Here is a 15093-nt window from a genome sequence, read left to right as displayed (position 1 = left end):
TTTGACACGAAAATACGTTTTTTGTTACAAGTTTGTTTTCGAAGCTGTATTATTTATTTTAAAAGTAAGATATTTGCAGGCGATTAAAAAATTTTAAAAAAAATAATGTCAAAAGGTTTTTAGAATTAGTAGCAATGAAAATCTAAATCTAATAATCCCAAAAAATCTAAATAATCTAAAAAGATGGCTTCAAAACCAAGCGTGCCAAAAGGGACAAGAGATTTTTCACCTTCAGAGGTGTCAAAGCGCCAGTATATTATACAGACTATAAAAGCTAATTTCGAGAAATTTGGTTTTCAGCCAATTGAAACTCCTTCATTTGAAAATTCAGATACGCTGATGGGGAAATATGGTGAAGAGGGAGATCGTTTGATTTTTAAAATATTGAATTCAGGTAATTTTTTCTATGATAAAAAAGAAAAAATTGAATTACCGGAATCTATAGAAGCTCTGCAAGTTAATTCTGCTGAAACAATTGATGTTAAACAAAGAATTGAGTTGAATAAATTTACTGGAAAAATTTCAGAGAAGGCTTTACGATATGATTTGACAGTTCCATTTGCAAGATATGTTGTACAGCACCAAAATGATATTGTATTTCCTTTTAAAAGATATCAAATCCAGCCGGTTTGGAGGGCAGATAATCCTCAAAATGGACGCTATAGAGAGTTTTACCAATGCGATGCAGATGTTGTAGGTTCAAAATCGTTATGGCAGGAAGTTGAATTGGTTCAGTTATATGATACCGTTTTTACATCTTTAGGTTTAGAAGGGGTGACCATCAAAATCAATAACAGAAAAATATTGTCTGGAATTGCTGAGGTAATTGGTGCTTCTGATAAGTTAATTGATTTTACAGTTGCTCTTGATAAATTAGATAAAATTGGAGAAGACGGCGTTAAAAAAGAAATGATCGAAAAAGGCATTTCTGAAGAAGCTTTGGTAAAAGTGCAGCCGCTTTTTAGCTTCTCAGGAACTTTTGGAGACAAAATTGCACAGCTTTCAGAATTGTTGGCTTCTTCTGAAGAGGGAATGAAAGGTGTTGAGGAGTTAAAATTTATATGTGACAATGTTGCAGATTTAGGATTGTCAACTGCAATTTTAGATTTAGATGTGACTTTAGCCCGAGGACTAAATTACTATACAGGAGCTATTTTTGAAGTTGCAGCGCCAAAAACTGTTTCCATAGGTTCTATTGGCGGCGGCGGAAGATACGACGATTTGACAGGTATTTTTGGTTTAAAAAATATGAGTGGTGTTGGAATTTCTTTTGGATTGGATAGAATTTATCTGGTTTTAGAAAAATTACAATTATTCCCGGAGACTGTCGCTGCAACTTCGAAAGCTTTATTTGTGAATTATGGTGATAAAGAAGCTTTGTACGCTTCTCAGGCAATCCAGAAATTACGACAAGAAAACATAAAAGTAGAATTGTATCCTGATAATGTAAAAGTTGGAAAACAATTTCAATATGCAGACAAACGTTTGATTCCTTTTGCAGTAATTGCAGGCGATCAGGAAATAGCTTCCAATACTTATGCACTTAAAAATTTAGTTACAGGTGAGCAGGTTTCTGTTGACTTAGAAGGATTGAAGAATGCTTTATTGGCATAATTTGAATGTAAAGTGTTTTTGGCATAGATCAAAAAAAAGCATTTTACAGATTTTTCTTTTACTCAGATTTTACAGATTTAATTTGATTTTCTAATTTAAAAAATCTGCGCAGATCTGCTAAATCTTTTTTAAATCCGCTTGAAATAGCTTGGTAGGTAATTTGCATTTTTTTTGTTGCAGATATAAAGATTAAATGATTTGTTTTATGCTGATTTTGCGAATTTTAGCAAATTTAGTATTATTTTGTATTAAAATAATTTGCACTCATCAGGTTAAATCTTTTAAAATCGGCGTGAAATAATTTGCGAGGCAACAAAAAAACCGTTTAATTTGCGGCCTTAAGTTACGGGCGTAGTTCAAGGGTAGAATAGCGGTCTCCAAAACCGTTGATGGGGGTTCGAATCCCTCCGCCCGTGCAAAATACTAATTATTACCGAAGATTTCAATTGAAGTTAAAAAGGTAAAAAAAAGCATAAAAAAAGCTTCGTCAATTAGGCGAAGCTTTTTTTTAATATAAGGTAAACTTGAATTAATAATTTATATAAGCCGAGGCTAACCCTTAAATTCAAACTTTGATAGGTAATAACACTGATTTTGTTTTCAGGTTCAAATATAGGGCAAACGAAAACGTAATAGTCTTAAAATTATACTAAATTTTTCTTTAAGAATTTTTAGCTTGAAAATATTTTGTCATTTTCAAAAAAGTGACAATTTGACATTTTCGAAGATTTGGCAGTACTTTTGCAATCCAACAGAAAGAATTAAAAATGAAGTTTAAGAATATTTTTAAAAATACAAATAATATGACTACGGAAAATACAGAATTCGATCAGGAATTAGATGATGTAACGTTAGAGAACAATGCAAACGGAGAGCAGTTAATTGTTGAAGAATTAAGTGTTGAAGAGCAATTGACTCAAGACTTGGCAAAAGAAAAAGATAAGTTTTTGAGATTATTTGCTGAATTTGAAAATTACAAAAAAAGAACTTCAAAAGAGCGTATCGATTTATTCAAAACTGCCAATCAGGAAGTTTTGTTAGCAATGTTGCCAGTTTTGGACGATTTTGACAGAGCTGCTGTAGAAATTAACAAGTCTGAAGATGAAAATTTGAAAAAAGGAGTAGAGCTAATTCACGAAAAACTAAAAAGTACATTGGTTTCTAAAGGTTTAGAGCAGGTAGAAATACAGGCTGGTGATACTTTTAATGCTGATTTTGCAGAGGCTATTACTCAAATCCCGGCGCCTTCTGATAAACTGAAAGGTAAAATAGTTGATGTTATTGAAAAAGGATACAAATTAGGAGACAAAATTATTCGTTTTCCTAAAGTGGTTATCGGAAACTAAAAAATGCAAACAAAAGTTTCAAACGCTAGTTTTAAAATTGGCTTTTGGAATTTTAAGATTTGGAATTTAACCTTATTATGAAAAAAGATTTTTACGAAATACTTGGCATTTCAAAAAGTGCCGATGCTGCCGAAATTAAAAAAGCATACAGAAAAAGTGCGCTAAAATATCACCCTGATAAAAATCCGGGCGACAAAGAGGCAGAAGAAAACTTCAAATTGGCAGCAGAAGCTTATGAAGTTTTGAGCGACCCTCAGAAAAAAGCGAAATACGATCAATACGGGCATCAGGCATTTGATGGTTCCGGCGGATTTGGCGGTGGTCATGGCGGTATGAATATGGATGACATTTTCAGCCAGTTTGGTGATATTTTTGGTGGTGGATTTGGTGGATTTGGCGGCGGCGGAGGTGGTCCTCGTCGTGCTAAAGGAAGCAATCTTCGAATTAAAGTAAAACTAACTTTAGAAGAAATTGCAAATGGTGTTGAGAAAAAAGTAAAAGTAAAACGTAAAGTTCAGGCTAAAGGGGTTACCTACAAAACTTGTTCGACTTGTAATGGTCAAGGACAAGTAATGCGTGTAACTAACACTATCTTAGGACGAATGCAATCTGCATCAACATGCCCTGCTTGTGGTGGTTCTGGTCAGATTTTAGATAAAAAACCTTCTGAAGCAGACTCGCAAGGAATGGTTCAGGAAGATGAAACGGTATCAATCAAAATTCCTGCCGGAGTAGTTGATGGAATGCAGTTAAAAGTTTCTAATAAAGGAAATGATGCTCCTGGTAATAGTATTCCGGGTGACTTAATTGTTGCAATTGAAGAAATTGAGCACGAATTATTAAAACGTGAAGGAGAAAATATTCACTATGATTTATACATAAGTTTTCCTGAAGCTGTTTTAGGCGTGTCTAAAGATATCGAAGCAATTAACGGAAAAGTTCGTATTAAACTTGAAGAAGGAATTCAGTCCGGAAAAATCTTAAGATTAAAAGGAAAAGGTATTCCAAGTATCAACGGTTATGGAAACGGGGATTTATTGGTTCACGTAAATGTCTGGACACCTAAAACGTTAAATAAAGAGCAAAAACAATTTTTTGAAAATGCTTTAAATGACGAACATTTTATTCCAAGTCCTGAGAAATCAGAAAAATCATTTTTTGAAAAAGTAAAAGATATGTTTTCATAATCTAAGCTTCTTTTTAAATGTAGAAATAAATCCAAACCCATTCTAAGGTAAATTTTAGAATGGGTTTTTTATGTATTAACGCTTAGATTCGCTCCGAATTATTTACTTTTACAGTCGCAAAAACATAATGGTCAAACTGACGCAGAAAATCCTGAAAACAGCATGAGCAACTTACTCGAAGTACATAAAGTCGTAAAACAATACGGCGATTATGTAGCGCTTAACGAAGTTTCATTAAATGTGCCAAAAGGCAGTATATACGGATTATTAGGTCCGAATGGAGCCGGAAAAACTTCCTTAATCAGAATCATCAATCAAATCACGCTGCCAGATAGCGGTGAAATTATTCTGGATGGAGAAAAATTACAGGCAAAACATGTGCAGACTATTGGCTATCTTCCGGAAGAAAGAGGTTTGTACAGTTCGATGAAAGTGGGGGAACAGTGTTTGTATCTGGCTCAAATGAAAGGACTTTCGAAAGCTGAGGCTAAACGACAGTTAGACTACTGGTTTGACCGTTTGGGAATTCAGGGATGGTGGAACAAGAAAATCCAGGAACTTTCTAAAGGAATGGCACAGAAAATTCAGTTTGTAGTTTGTGTTTTGCACAAACCTAAATTACTAATTTTAGATGAACCTTTTTCGGGTTTTGATCCTGTAAACGCCAATGTAATCAAAGACGAAATTTTGGCTTTGAAAGAACAAGGTTCGACAATTATTTTCTCTACCCACCGAATGGAAAGTGTAGAAGAACTTTGTGATTATATTTCTTTGATACATAAGTCAAATAAATTAATAGAAGGCAAGGTTGGTGATGTAAAACGTCAATTTAGAACAAACAGTTTTGAAGTCGGAATTTTAACGCATAATGTTGAAGGTCTGATGTATGACATCACACAAAAATTTACTGTTTCTCCTGCAAACTTTAAATCGCTGAATGATGATTTAAAACTAAATATACAAATTGGAAATGCAACTCCAAATGAATTATTGAACATCTTAACGCAGCGTGGACAAGTCACACATTTCGTAGAAAAAATACCAAGTATAAACGATATTTTTATTCAGACAGTAACAGATAAAAAATAAAATTTCAAAAAATAAATTTCAAATTCCGAATTAGAGCTTTTAATTTGGAATTTGAAATTTGAAAATTAAAATATTTATGAGCATCATTTCGTTGATTATTAAAAGAGAATTTATTGCAAAAGTGCGTAATAAATCTTTTGTTGTCATGACTTTTTTAAGTCCGTTATTGTTTGTAGCAATTGCCGGGTTTATTGGCTATCTGAGTTCAATGAAGGCTGAAACCAAACGAATTGCCATTCACGATGAAACTGGCTTATTTGCAGCGGATTTTTTAAAAGAAAATAAGAGAGGTGCCGAATTTAAATATCTCAATTTATCTGAAATTGATATAAAATCTTTAAAAGACAGTATTACAAAAGAAAATTTCAGCGGATTAATCGTTATTCCGAAAACTAGTGAAAACAAAGACTTAGAAAGTAAAATTGAATTTATTTCTAATAGCAGTCCCAGTATTTCTTTTATAGAAAATACTCAGGATATCATTAGTAATAAAATTACGAAACTAAATCTGGAAGAAGCCAAACTGGATACTTTGGCAATTCAAAAAGCACAATCAAAAGTTAATATTCATTTGGTTAAAGCTTCCGGAGAAGAAAGTTTAAAAGGCCTGAACGAAATTAAAATCGGAATTGGAGGTGCTTTCGGATACTTAATCATGATGTTTATTATCATTTATGGAAATATGGTCATGAGAAGCGTAATTGAAGAAAAAACAAACCGGATTATTGAAATTATCATTTCATCGGTTAAGCCATTTCAATTGATGATCGGTAAAATTGTGGGGACTTCGCTTGCAGGATTGTTGCAATTTATAATCTGGGCTATAATTGGTTTAGGATTGATGTTTGCTGCATCGGTATTTTTTGGAGTAAATGTTGGACCAACGGCTAGAATTTCTCCTGAATTAATGCAATCAGCACAACACGAGCTCTCAGGCTCTGCACAAATGTATATAACTGAATTATGGAATTTACCAATTGCCAGCATCTTAATTGGTTTTGTGATTTATTTCATAGGAGGCTATTTTCTATATAGTTCATTTTATGCAGCAATTGGAGCAGCAGTCGACAATCAAACGGATTCACAGCAATTTCTTTTACCCATCATGATGCCATTGATTTTGAGTGTTTATATCGGTTTTTTTACCGTTGTAAATGACCCTCACGGGACTGTGGCAGTTGTATTTTCAATGATTCCGCTAACGTCTCCAATTGTTATGTTAATGAGGCTTCCGTTTGGCGTGCCTTGGTGGCAAATCGCAATTTCGGTATCATTATTGTTTGCAACCTTTTTCTTTGTGGTTTGGTTTGCTGCAAAAATTTACCGTGTAGGGATTTTAATGTATGGTAAAAAACCAACATGGAAGGAATTGTACAGATGGCTTAAATATTAATTGAGGACGCTAAGATACTAAGGTTCTGAGACGCTAAGATTTTAGCTGTCAGAAAAAAAAACTTAGAAACTTAGCAGCTTAGAATCTCAGAATCTTAAAAATATATGAGTAAAATACTAATTATAGAAGACGAAGCAGCTATCAGAAGAGTTTTGGTAAAGATTTTATCAGAAGAAAATGATACATATCAGGTTGAAGAGGCAGAAGATGGCGTTACCGGACTTGAGAAAATAAAAAACAATGACTATGATTTGGTTTTGTGTGATATCAAAATGCCAAAAATGGACGGTGTTGAGGTTTTAGAAGCGGTAAAAAAAATCAAACCTGAAATCCCGATGGTGATGATTTCAGGACACGGTGATATGGAAACTGCGATTCAAACAATGCGTTTAGGCGCATTTGATTATATCTCGAAACCACCGGATTTAAATCGTTTGCTAAATACGGTCCGAAATGCTTTAGATAAAAAACAGCTCGTTGTTGAAAATAAAATTCTGAAGAAAAAGGTCAGTAAAAACTACGAAATGGTGGGAGAAAGCGAAGCTATTAATCATATAAAAGTAATGATTGATAAAGTAGCTCCAACTGAAGCCAGAGTTTTAATTACGGGGCCTAACGGAACAGGAAAAGAATTGGTAGCCCATCAATTACATGAGAAGAGCGAACGTGCGAATTTTCCATTAATTGAAGTAAATTGTGCTGCTATTCCGAGTGAATTGATTGAAAGTGAATTGTTTGGTCACGTAAAAGGTGCTTTTACATCAGCCGTGAAAGATCGTGCCGGAAAGTTTGAAGCAGCCGACAAAGGAACTATTTTTCTGGATGAAATTGGAGATATGAGCCTTTCAGCACAAGCCAAAGTATTGCGTGCTTTACAAGAAAGTATGATTACCAGAGTTGGGGCTGAAAAAGATATTAAAGTGGATGTTCGGGTAGTTGCAGCGACCAATAAAGATTTAAAAACAGAAATTGCACAAGGTCGTTTCCGTGAGGATTTGTACCACCGTCTGGCTGTAATTTTAATTAAAGTTCCCGCATTAAATGACAGGCGTGATGATATTCCGGCACTGATTAAACATTTTTCTGAGAAAATTGCTTCAGAACAAGGGAACGCCCTGAAAGTGTTTTCGGCACAAGCCATAAAATTATTACAGGAATATGACTGGACAGGAAATATTCGTGAACTTCGAAATGTGGTTGAGAGACTTATTATTTTAGGTGGAAACGAAATCTCAGAAACCGATGTTAAAATGTTTGCAAGTAAATAAATTTAATGATTTAAAAATTTGAGAATTTGGCTTGAGCTGAAATTTTTTAATTTTTAAATCTTTTAATCATTAATAATGAAACTAAAAAAAATAAACGAAAAGCTACAAGATGCACTCATTGAAAATGGTTTAACAGAAGCAAATATATTGCAAATGGAAACTTTTTCAACAATCAAAAGTGGTGCGGACTGTATGATTATTTCTCCGGCAGGAACTGGAAAATCGACAACAATTGTATTGAATGTAATTCAGCAATTGGCCGGGCAAACAGAAGAATCACCACGGGCTTTGATTATTGTTGAAGACAAGGAGAAAGTGCTGGCTATGGAAGCTCTTTTCGAAAAATACGGAAAGTATACTAATCTTGAAGTATATGGGGTACATGATAAGGGAGATATGGATTATGATAAAAATTATATTTCAACAGGAATTGATGTTTTAATTGGAACACCAAATAAGTTAAGCGATATGTTTACCACGGCAGGTTACAATGTAAATCGTTTGAAAATGTTTATTCTTGACGATGCTGATCCAATATTGAAATTACGAAATGAAACTAAAATCATGCGTATTTCGAATAGTATTGCAAAAACTCAACGTATCATTTTTGCTGAAACCTTAACTGAACGCATCGAAATTTTAGCAGATAAAATGCTGTTGGAACCTTATTTCTTTGATATGGATGAAGAGGGGGAAGAGGAGCTTGATGAAGAGGAAGATGATATAGAAGAGGAATAAGCTGTTTCGAAATTATATGGAAATCATAAAGACATTTAAATTTTTAGCAATCGTACTTTCAGTATTTTTTGTTGTCGTTTATGTAATTATTGTTTCTTACGTATATTTTAATCAGGTTGGAATGGTTTTTCAAAGTGCTGCTCTTTCTAAAGAATATCAGTTTGAATATCAAAGTCAATTTGAAGAGATAAACATTAAATCTTTTGATGGAGTAAATCTTAACGGAATTTTATTTAAAGCAGAGAATTCCAAAGGTTTGGTTTTTTATCTTCATGGAAATGCAGGAACACTTGAAACCTGGGGAAGTATCTCTAAAATTTATACTTCATTAGGATATGATATTTTTATTTTGGATTACCGAAGTTTCGGGAAAAGTGAAGGTGAAATAGAAAATGAAGAACAGTTAAATAAGGATGTTACAGTAGTCTATAAAAAAATAAAACAAAGATATTCAGAAGACAAAATTATCATTGCAGGTTATTCGATCGGTTCAGGCCTGGCCACAATTTTAGCTTCTGAAAATAACCCAAAAGCTTTAATTCTGCAATCTCCTTATTTTAGTTTTACAGAACTATCAAGTACGAAAGTTTCCTTCTTTCCTAATTTCATGAAGAAATTTCGTTTAGAAACGCATCATTATTTGCCAAAAGTAAAAGCACCGATTTATATTTTCCATGGCATAGATGATCAATTAATTTCATGTTCAAATTCCGTTAGGTTAAATAAATTATTAGATTTTAAGGGACATTTTTGTGGGTTGAAAGACCAAGGACATATTGGAATGAACGAGAATGATGATTTTAAAAAACAGCTAAAAATAATTTTGCAATAAAGAAAATAAAATAATAATAAAAAATAAATGTCATGGGATTGATGAAAGCATTTTCAGGAAGTGAAGTATTAGCAATTGCTTTGCAGGAAAGATTGGAAGAAGCCGGAGTAGAAACAGTAAAAAAAGATAATATTCAATCTGCGCGTTTAGGAGGAGCAGATCTGGCTGTTGAAATTTTCATTCAGGAGACTGATTTTGCAAAAGCAAATCCGGTAATTGAAAAGTTTAGAATGAGTATTTAATCCTGATTTTAATTATATTAAATATGCAATATAAAATGTTAGTACTCGACATGGATGATACCTTGTTGACAGACGATCATAAAATTTCAGAATTAAATAAAAAAGTACTTCTTGAGGCACAGACAAAAGGGGTTTATGTTGTTTTGGCTTCCGGGCGTCCAACATCTGCTATGACTGCTTATGCAAAGGAACTAGAATTAGATTTAAATGATTCTTATATAATTTCATTTAATGGTGCTGTTATAAGCCAGGCAAAGGATGATCTTGTTTTATTTGAGCAGTGCTTAACTATTGCCCAAATTCATGATTTATACGATTATAGTGTAAAAATGAAAACTCATATTATTACCTATCTGGATGGCGAAATTATAAGCGAAACCGATTCCGAGTATATAGAAATTGAAAAAGAAATTACCGGACTGCCTCATAATAAAGTTTTCAGTTTTAAAGATTATGTAGGCAGACCTGCAGTAAAATGTATTTTGTTGGAACATCCTGATTATTTAAAAGAAATAGAGAAAGATTTGAAAACAGAAATGCCTCATTTAAGTATTGCGATGTCTAAACCTTTTTTTCTGGAAGCTGCTCAACACGGAATTGACAAGGCAGCAAGTATAAAGTTCCTTGCTGAAAAGTTAAACATTCATCAAAGCGAAATTATCGCAGTTGGAAATGCCGGTAACGATTTAACCATGATTGAATATGCCGGTTTAGGAGTTTGGGTTGATAATGTTACGCCGGAATTGCGTGACAGAGCCAATGTTATTGTAGCATCAAATAATGACAATGGTGTTGCTGAGGTTGTACAGAGATATATATTGGTCTAAATAAAAAATCCGAAATTTAAGATACTTAAATTTCGGATTTTTTATTTTATAAATTCGTCTGAGTTATTTTTTAGCTACTGAAACAAAATATTTATTTCCGTCACCCATTGTTAGCTTTACACGCTCATCGCAAAGATCGATTGCAAAATTTGCGCTTTCGTAGCAACTGCAGGTTGTATTTTTGTCTTTAGACATTTCTGTTTTGCAGTTGTTATTTTTAAAAGAAGCTAATTGAGGAGTGTATAAACTTACTAAATCTGTAGAAGCAGTAACTAAAGAGATAATACTAGCAGAGTTGGTATTTGTAATTCGGTATACAATTCTGTCCGTATAATTTACCTCATTAACTACTACTTTTCTGATGTATGTATAAGCTGTAGATCCTTCTCCCGGTTCTTTAACTTCAAATTTAAATCCAACCGCACGTATCGCAATGTCAAATTGCTGCTGAGAGTTTAAACTGGCCCAATTTGTTAATGTACTGATTGTTGGAAATGGATTTGAATTTGCAACAGGTGTATTAGTTTGAGCCTGTGCGAAGATGGTTAAAAAGATTAAGCAGATCGTAGGAAAACATGCTTTCATATTGTTCTGTAAATTTAAAAATTCGCCTACTCTAAATTGGTTTTCGGCTTTCCCATTTGGTTTTTAGTTGAAATTTTAAAAACGCTTTCAATGAAATAAATTATATTTCAAAGTTTAATTATTTTATAAAATTTCGATGCGTGAATTTAAGTTTATTATTAATGACAGCAAAGAAAAATTCAAGAAAAAATGATTTTAAAATCAGTTACAATGCATTTAATCGGATTTATTTACTTTTTGTCGATTTTTTCTTTCATTTTGTATTTTTTGATACTAAGCGTGAAATTATAAAAAAAATAAATCTTTTAGAGTAATCAGAAATTCAATTAATTACTTTTTATGGTTTAATAAAAGTGTTTTGTTTCAATTCTTTGATTTATAATGTATTATTGATTTTATTTTAAAGAAATTTGTGTGTAAATTTGCAAACTCTTCAATCTAAGATGTAAATATAATAATCTTGCTACTTAAAACGTAGTACATTCCTATGGAAAATAGAAAAAAAGTTGCTTTTTATACACTTGGCTGTAAACTGAATTTTTCAGAAACATCTACAATTGCCAGAAACTTTAATGATGAAGGTTTCGACAGAGTTGATTTTGAAGAAGTAGCAGACATTTATGTTATCAATACTTGCTCTGTAACTGAAAATGCTGATAAGCAATTCAAACAGGTTGTAAAAAAAGCTATGAAACTTAATGAGAAGGCTTTTGTTGCCGCTGTGGGTTGTTATGCACAATTAAAACCTGAGGAATTGGCAGCTGTTGATGGGGTCGATTTGGTTTTGGGAGCTACTGAAAAATTTAAAATTACAGATTATATTCATGACCTGAGCAAAAATGACATGGGGGAGGTTCATTCCTGCGAAATTGCCGAGGCTGATTTTTATGTAGGAAGTTATTCTATTGGTGATCGTACCCGTGCTTTCCTGAAAGTTCAGGATGGTTGTGATTATAAATGTACCTATTGCACAATTCCGTTGGCGAGAGGAATTTCAAGAAGCGATGCTTTAGAAAATGTATTGCAAAATGCCAAAGAGATTTCAGCACAAAACATAAAAGAAATTGTTTTAACCGGTGTCAATATTGGGGATTATGGCAAAGGTGAGTTTGGAAATAAAAAACACGAACATACTTTCCTGGACTTAGTGCAGGCTTTGGATAAAGTAGAAGGAATCGAGCGTTTGCGAATATCCTCTATCGAACCGAATTTATTGAAAAATGAAACCATTGAGTTCGTTTCTAAAAGCCGAACTTTTGTGCCCCATTTTCATATTCCACTGCAATCCGGGAGTAATGATATTTTAAAATTAATGAAACGTCGTTACTTGCGTGAAGTGTATACAGAGCGTGTCAATAAAATTCGCGAGGTAATGCCGAATGCCTGTATAGGTGTTGATGTAATTGTAGGTTTTCCAGGTGAAACAGATGAACATTTCTTAGAAACGTATCATTTTCTGAATGAAATGGATATTTCGTATTTGCATGTTTTTACCTATTCTGAAAGAGATAATACTGAAGCTGCTGATATGCCAGGGATTGTTCCTGCTAATGTAAGAGCAAAACGAAGTAAAATGCTGCGTGGATTATCGGTTAAAAAACGTCGCTCTTTTTACGAAAGTCAATTAGGTTCTAACAGGACTGTTTTATTCGAAAGTGAAAATAAGGAAGGCTATATTCATGGTTTTACTGAAAACTATGTAAAAGTAAAAACACCTTGGAATCCCGAATTGGTTAATACTTTGCAGGAAATTAATCTAACTAAAATCGATGAAGACGGTAGTGTTCGATTGGAATTTTTAAATAAATTGGCAGAGGCCTAGTCACAATATTGTTTTTTGTCTATTCTCATCGTTCTAGTCTTCTTCGTTGAAATGACATAAAATTTAAAAAGTCCTTGAAAAAGGACTTTTTTATGCATTTATAAAATATTATTTCTCGTTTTCCTGCGAGACCAATTTCAAAGAATTAATATAATCCGAATCAAATTCAATAACCCTTATCTTATCGGGATTGAAATTAAGCTCTCCTCCAAATTGACCTCTGATATCTAAAAAATCAATCGTTAAAATTTCATCGTTTATCTCTATCAATTTTCCTAAATAAACCGATTTTGGGGATTTCTTTACAATCTGGAAAATGCCATATTTGTTGTTGATATAATGCAGTATGGTACTCAAATCCTTAATCGGAATAATGTCTTTGGCATTTGTTTTTAACCCTTTAAGGCGAATCACTTTTTCATTAAATACCAGTTCTTCATCTCTTTCGATTGCTTCGATGTTTTTGTTTTTTAAAATCACAAAACCATCAAGTATAAAATCGATTGGATTGTTTTTAAGTAAAATCCAGTCATCCGAATAATCAATCAGAAATCCGGTAAAGATTTCTTTTTTATCAGTAAATGCAATTGAAACCAATTGTCTTAAATATTGTTCCATTTTATTGTTTTTTAATTCCGAAATCAAGTTTCCTGTTCCAACTATAAGTTAAGGATAATAATTGGAATAGGGAATTTCATAGATCAGAATTTATATTTTAACTTAAGGATTTGTAGACCAGATACTGCTGTTCTTAACGAACACTCTGCGATTTAGTTTGAGTTGGGCGATTATCAACTCTGCAATGTCTTCTGACTGCATGACTTTTTCAGGATTTCCGTCAGTGAGGTTTAAATCTTTAGCCATATCAGTTGCAACGGTACTTGGTGTTAAGGCTGTAACGCGAATGTTGTGTTTTCTCATTTCCTGCATTAAAGAATCTGTTAATCCTAAAACTGCAAATTTAGAGGCACTGTAGGCACTGGTTAAGGCATTTCCGTTTAATCCGGCTGTAGAAGAAATATTGATAATATCACCAGTTTGCCTTTTGATCATATTAGGTAAAACGGCACGGGTTGTATAATAAGTTCCCATTAAGTTTACCTGTATGATTTTTTCCCATTCGGATGGCTCTAATTCCATAAACTTTCCAAAAGCAGCGATTCCGGCATTATTGATTAAAATATCAATGGTTTTAAATTCTGCTAAAGCTTTTTCAATAGCAGTATTTATCGAATTTATATCGGCCACGTCAGCAGTCAGAGCCAATGATTTTACTCCGAAATTTTCAATTTTAACAGCCAGCTGCTCGACATCCAATTGGGTTCTTGAGACTAAAATTACGTTTACACCTTCTTTTGCCAGAGCAATAGCAATAGCTTTTCCAATTCCTTTACCGGCTCCTGTAATCAGGGCATTTTTATTTTTTAGATTTGTCATGAGTGTATTTTTTAGAAATGCAAAAAGCATCAGTTTAGTTATACAAAAATACAGTTTTTGCTTACCAAAATGACGCTTTTTTTATTTCTTAATCTAAGTTTAACAGCTTTTGCTTATTCTTTCAAAACCATGTCAATACACATTACAGCTGCCAGGATTAATTGTCTCAGCGGAGAATCAGCTGGGACTGTTTCTTCAATTTGCAGGACATAATTATCGGCACTGGTAAAAAACTCTTTGCCCATTCCGGCCCATTTTTTACTTACCTGAGCCAGCTGTTTGTTTTCGTGCGAAAATTTAAAATCCCAGCCGGTCCATTTTCCCTGAAGCGTTGCGACAGGTTTTTCATTTTTGTCTAGTATTTCGAATTTTCCTCCGATGGAAAAGAATTTCTGTTTAAAAGTTCCAACTAATCTGTCTTTCTCATCAAATATTTCGACAGTAGATCGAAAGATCGCAATACCACGTTTTACTGAAATTAATTTTTCGCCACTTGCTGTAGTGATTTCAACATTGAAAGGCGTTGCTCTTTTGTAATCTGTAAAACGGAGTATTTTTGTAAAAAAGCCAAGATTGTTCTCACGGCAGTTCATGATAATCTGTTTGCTTTCAGGATTATAAATATCGTAATTGTTTGACGCTTTAAACATTCCGACATGTTCTTTTACTAAAAATAGGTTTTGACTTAAAATTGGGTTCATGAAATTTTACTT

At 33.2% G+C, this 15093-nt stretch carries 15 protein-coding genes and 1 tRNA gene; 12 read left to right on the top strand and 4 right to left on the bottom strand.

From position 1 onward, the window contains the following. Positions 1-183: 183 nt before the first annotated feature. The 11 genes from hisS (at position 184) to FLACHUCJ7_RS12070 (ending at position 10536) form a co-directional block, all read left to right on the top strand. Positions 184-1614 carry a histidine--tRNA ligase gene (gene hisS, locus FLACHUCJ7_RS12120; RefSeq protein WP_180909066.1) on the top strand — a complete coding sequence of 477 codons (1431 nt, stop codon included), beginning with the start codon at positions 184-186 and terminating at the stop codon, positions 1612-1614. A 345-nt stretch (positions 1615-1959) separates the two neighbouring features. Then, positions 1960-2030 (top strand) — tRNA-Trp (locus FLACHUCJ7_RS12115). Between the two features lie 351 nt (positions 2031-2381). Then, positions 2382-2960: a nucleotide exchange factor GrpE gene (locus FLACHUCJ7_RS12110; RefSeq protein WP_078226056.1), complete on the top strand. Its 579-nt coding sequence runs from the start codon at positions 2382-2384 to the stop codon at positions 2958-2960. 77 nt (positions 2961-3037) lie between these two features. Next, complete coding sequence (gene dnaJ, locus FLACHUCJ7_RS12105) at positions 3038-4147, top strand: molecular chaperone DnaJ (protein ID WP_031456174.1); 1110 nt, start codon at positions 3038-3040, stop codon at positions 4145-4147. A gap of 162 nt (positions 4148-4309) precedes the next feature. Beyond that, entirely contained in the window at positions 4310-5236 is a 927-nt protein-coding gene (locus FLACHUCJ7_RS12100) for an ABC transporter ATP-binding protein (RefSeq protein WP_078226057.1), read from the top strand. 76 nt (positions 5237-5312) lie between these two features. Then, positions 5313-6629 (top strand): ABC transporter permease, encoded by a 1317-nt coding sequence (locus tag FLACHUCJ7_RS12095; protein WP_180909065.1) that lies wholly within the window; start codon positions 5313-5315, stop codon positions 6627-6629. A gap of 104 nt (positions 6630-6733) precedes the next feature. Then, complete coding sequence (locus FLACHUCJ7_RS12090) at positions 6734-7897, top strand: sigma-54-dependent transcriptional regulator (RefSeq protein ID WP_078226058.1); 1164 nt, start codon at positions 6734-6736, stop codon at positions 7895-7897. 75 nt (positions 7898-7972) lie between these two features. Further along, a complete protein-coding gene (locus FLACHUCJ7_RS12085; RefSeq protein ID WP_078226059.1) occupies positions 7973-8635 on the top strand; it encodes a DEAD/DEAH box helicase in 663 nt (220 codons plus the stop codon). A gap of 16 nt (positions 8636-8651) precedes the next feature. Continuing rightward, complete coding sequence (locus FLACHUCJ7_RS12080; protein ID WP_180909064.1) at positions 8652-9467, top strand: alpha/beta hydrolase; 816 nt, start codon at positions 8652-8654, stop codon at positions 9465-9467. A 32-nt stretch (positions 9468-9499) separates the two neighbouring features. Next, entirely contained in the window at positions 9500-9709 is a 210-nt protein-coding gene (locus FLACHUCJ7_RS12075) for a putative signal transducing protein (protein WP_078226061.1), read from the top strand. 35 nt (positions 9710-9744) lie between these two features. Continuing rightward, positions 9745-10536: a Cof-type HAD-IIB family hydrolase gene (locus tag FLACHUCJ7_RS12070; RefSeq protein WP_230408815.1), complete on the top strand. Its 792-nt coding sequence runs from the start codon at positions 9745-9747 to the stop codon at positions 10534-10536. 63 nt (positions 10537-10599) lie between these two features. Here the strand turns inward: FLACHUCJ7_RS12070 and FLACHUCJ7_RS12065 are convergent, their stop codons facing one another. Beyond that, a complete protein-coding gene (locus tag FLACHUCJ7_RS12065) occupies positions 10600-11121 on the bottom strand; it encodes a hypothetical protein (RefSeq protein ID WP_078226063.1) in 522 nt (173 codons plus the stop codon). Positions 11122-11608: 487 nt separating this feature from the next. On the opposite strand from FLACHUCJ7_RS12065, the gene mtaB reads away from it, so the two are divergent. After that, a complete protein-coding gene (mtaB, locus tag FLACHUCJ7_RS12060; RefSeq protein WP_078226064.1) occupies positions 11609-12943 on the top strand; it encodes a tRNA (N(6)-L-threonylcarbamoyladenosine(37)-C(2))-methylthiotransferase MtaB in 1335 nt (444 codons plus the stop codon). Between the two features lie 108 nt (positions 12944-13051). Here the strand turns inward: mtaB and FLACHUCJ7_RS12055 are convergent, their stop codons facing one another. The 3 genes from FLACHUCJ7_RS12055 to FLACHUCJ7_RS12045 all read right to left on the bottom strand — a co-directional run bounded on the left by FLACHUCJ7_RS12055 (position 13052) and on the right by FLACHUCJ7_RS12045 (position 15081). Next, a complete protein-coding gene (locus tag FLACHUCJ7_RS12055; RefSeq protein ID WP_180909062.1) occupies positions 13052-13561 on the bottom strand; it encodes a hypothetical protein in 510 nt (169 codons plus the stop codon). A 102-nt stretch (positions 13562-13663) separates the two neighbouring features. Continuing rightward, on the bottom strand, positions 13664-14380 hold the full coding sequence (locus FLACHUCJ7_RS12050) for a 3-ketoacyl-ACP reductase (protein ID WP_078226066.1): 717 nt from the start codon (positions 14378-14380) through the stop codon (positions 13664-13666). Between the two features lie 113 nt (positions 14381-14493). Then, entirely contained in the window at positions 14494-15081 is a 588-nt protein-coding gene (locus FLACHUCJ7_RS12045) for an LURP-one-related/scramblase family protein (protein WP_180909061.1), read from the bottom strand. Positions 15082-15093 lie beyond the last annotated feature (12 nt).

This window comes from Flavobacterium salmonis (genome assembly GCF_903819435.1).
GTDB classification, from domain to species: Bacteria; Bacteroidota; Bacteroidia; order Flavobacteriales; family Flavobacteriaceae; genus Flavobacterium; species Flavobacterium chungangense.
Note: the sequence above shows the minus strand (reverse complement) of the source record. Positions and strands in the feature narration are given on the sequence as shown.

Coding starts and splice junctions, on each gene's coding strand:
- hisS (WP_180909066.1), top strand. CDS start 184: ATGGCTTCAAAACCAAGCGTGCCAAAAGGGACAAGAGATTTTTCACCT.
- FLACHUCJ7_RS12110 (WP_078226056.1), top strand. CDS start 2,382: ATGAAGTTTAAGAATATTTTTAAAAATACAAATAATATGACTACGGAA.
- dnaJ (WP_031456174.1), top strand. CDS start 3,038: ATGAAAAAAGATTTTTACGAAATACTTGGCATTTCAAAAAGTGCCGAT.
- FLACHUCJ7_RS12100 (WP_078226057.1), top strand. CDS start 4,310: ATGAGCAACTTACTCGAAGTACATAAAGTCGTAAAACAATACGGCGAT.
- FLACHUCJ7_RS12095 (WP_180909065.1), top strand. CDS start 5,313: ATGAGCATCATTTCGTTGATTATTAAAAGAGAATTTATTGCAAAAGTG.
- FLACHUCJ7_RS12090 (WP_078226058.1), top strand. CDS start 6,734: ATGAGTAAAATACTAATTATAGAAGACGAAGCAGCTATCAGAAGAGTT.
- FLACHUCJ7_RS12085 (WP_078226059.1), top strand. CDS start 7,973: ATGAAACTAAAAAAAATAAACGAAAAGCTACAAGATGCACTCATTGAA.
- FLACHUCJ7_RS12080 (WP_180909064.1), top strand. CDS start 8,652: ATGGAAATCATAAAGACATTTAAATTTTTAGCAATCGTACTTTCAGTA.
- FLACHUCJ7_RS12075 (WP_078226061.1), top strand. CDS start 9,500: ATGGGATTGATGAAAGCATTTTCAGGAAGTGAAGTATTAGCAATTGCT.
- FLACHUCJ7_RS12070 (WP_230408815.1), top strand. CDS start 9,745: ATGTTAGTACTCGACATGGATGATACCTTGTTGACAGACGATCATAAA.
- FLACHUCJ7_RS12065 (WP_078226063.1), bottom strand. CDS start 11,121: ATGAAAGCATGTTTTCCTACGATCTGCTTAATCTTTTTAACCATCTTC.
- mtaB (WP_078226064.1), top strand. CDS start 11,609: ATGGAAAATAGAAAAAAAGTTGCTTTTTATACACTTGGCTGTAAACTG.
- FLACHUCJ7_RS12055 (WP_180909062.1), bottom strand. CDS start 13,561: ATGGAACAATATTTAAGACAATTGGTTTCAATTGCATTTACTGATAAA.
- FLACHUCJ7_RS12050 (WP_078226066.1), bottom strand. CDS start 14,380: ATGACAAATCTAAAAAATAAAAATGCCCTGATTACAGGAGCCGGTAAA.
- FLACHUCJ7_RS12045 (WP_180909061.1), bottom strand. CDS start 15,081: ATGAACCCAATTTTAAGTCAAAACCTATTTTTAGTAAAAGAACATGTC.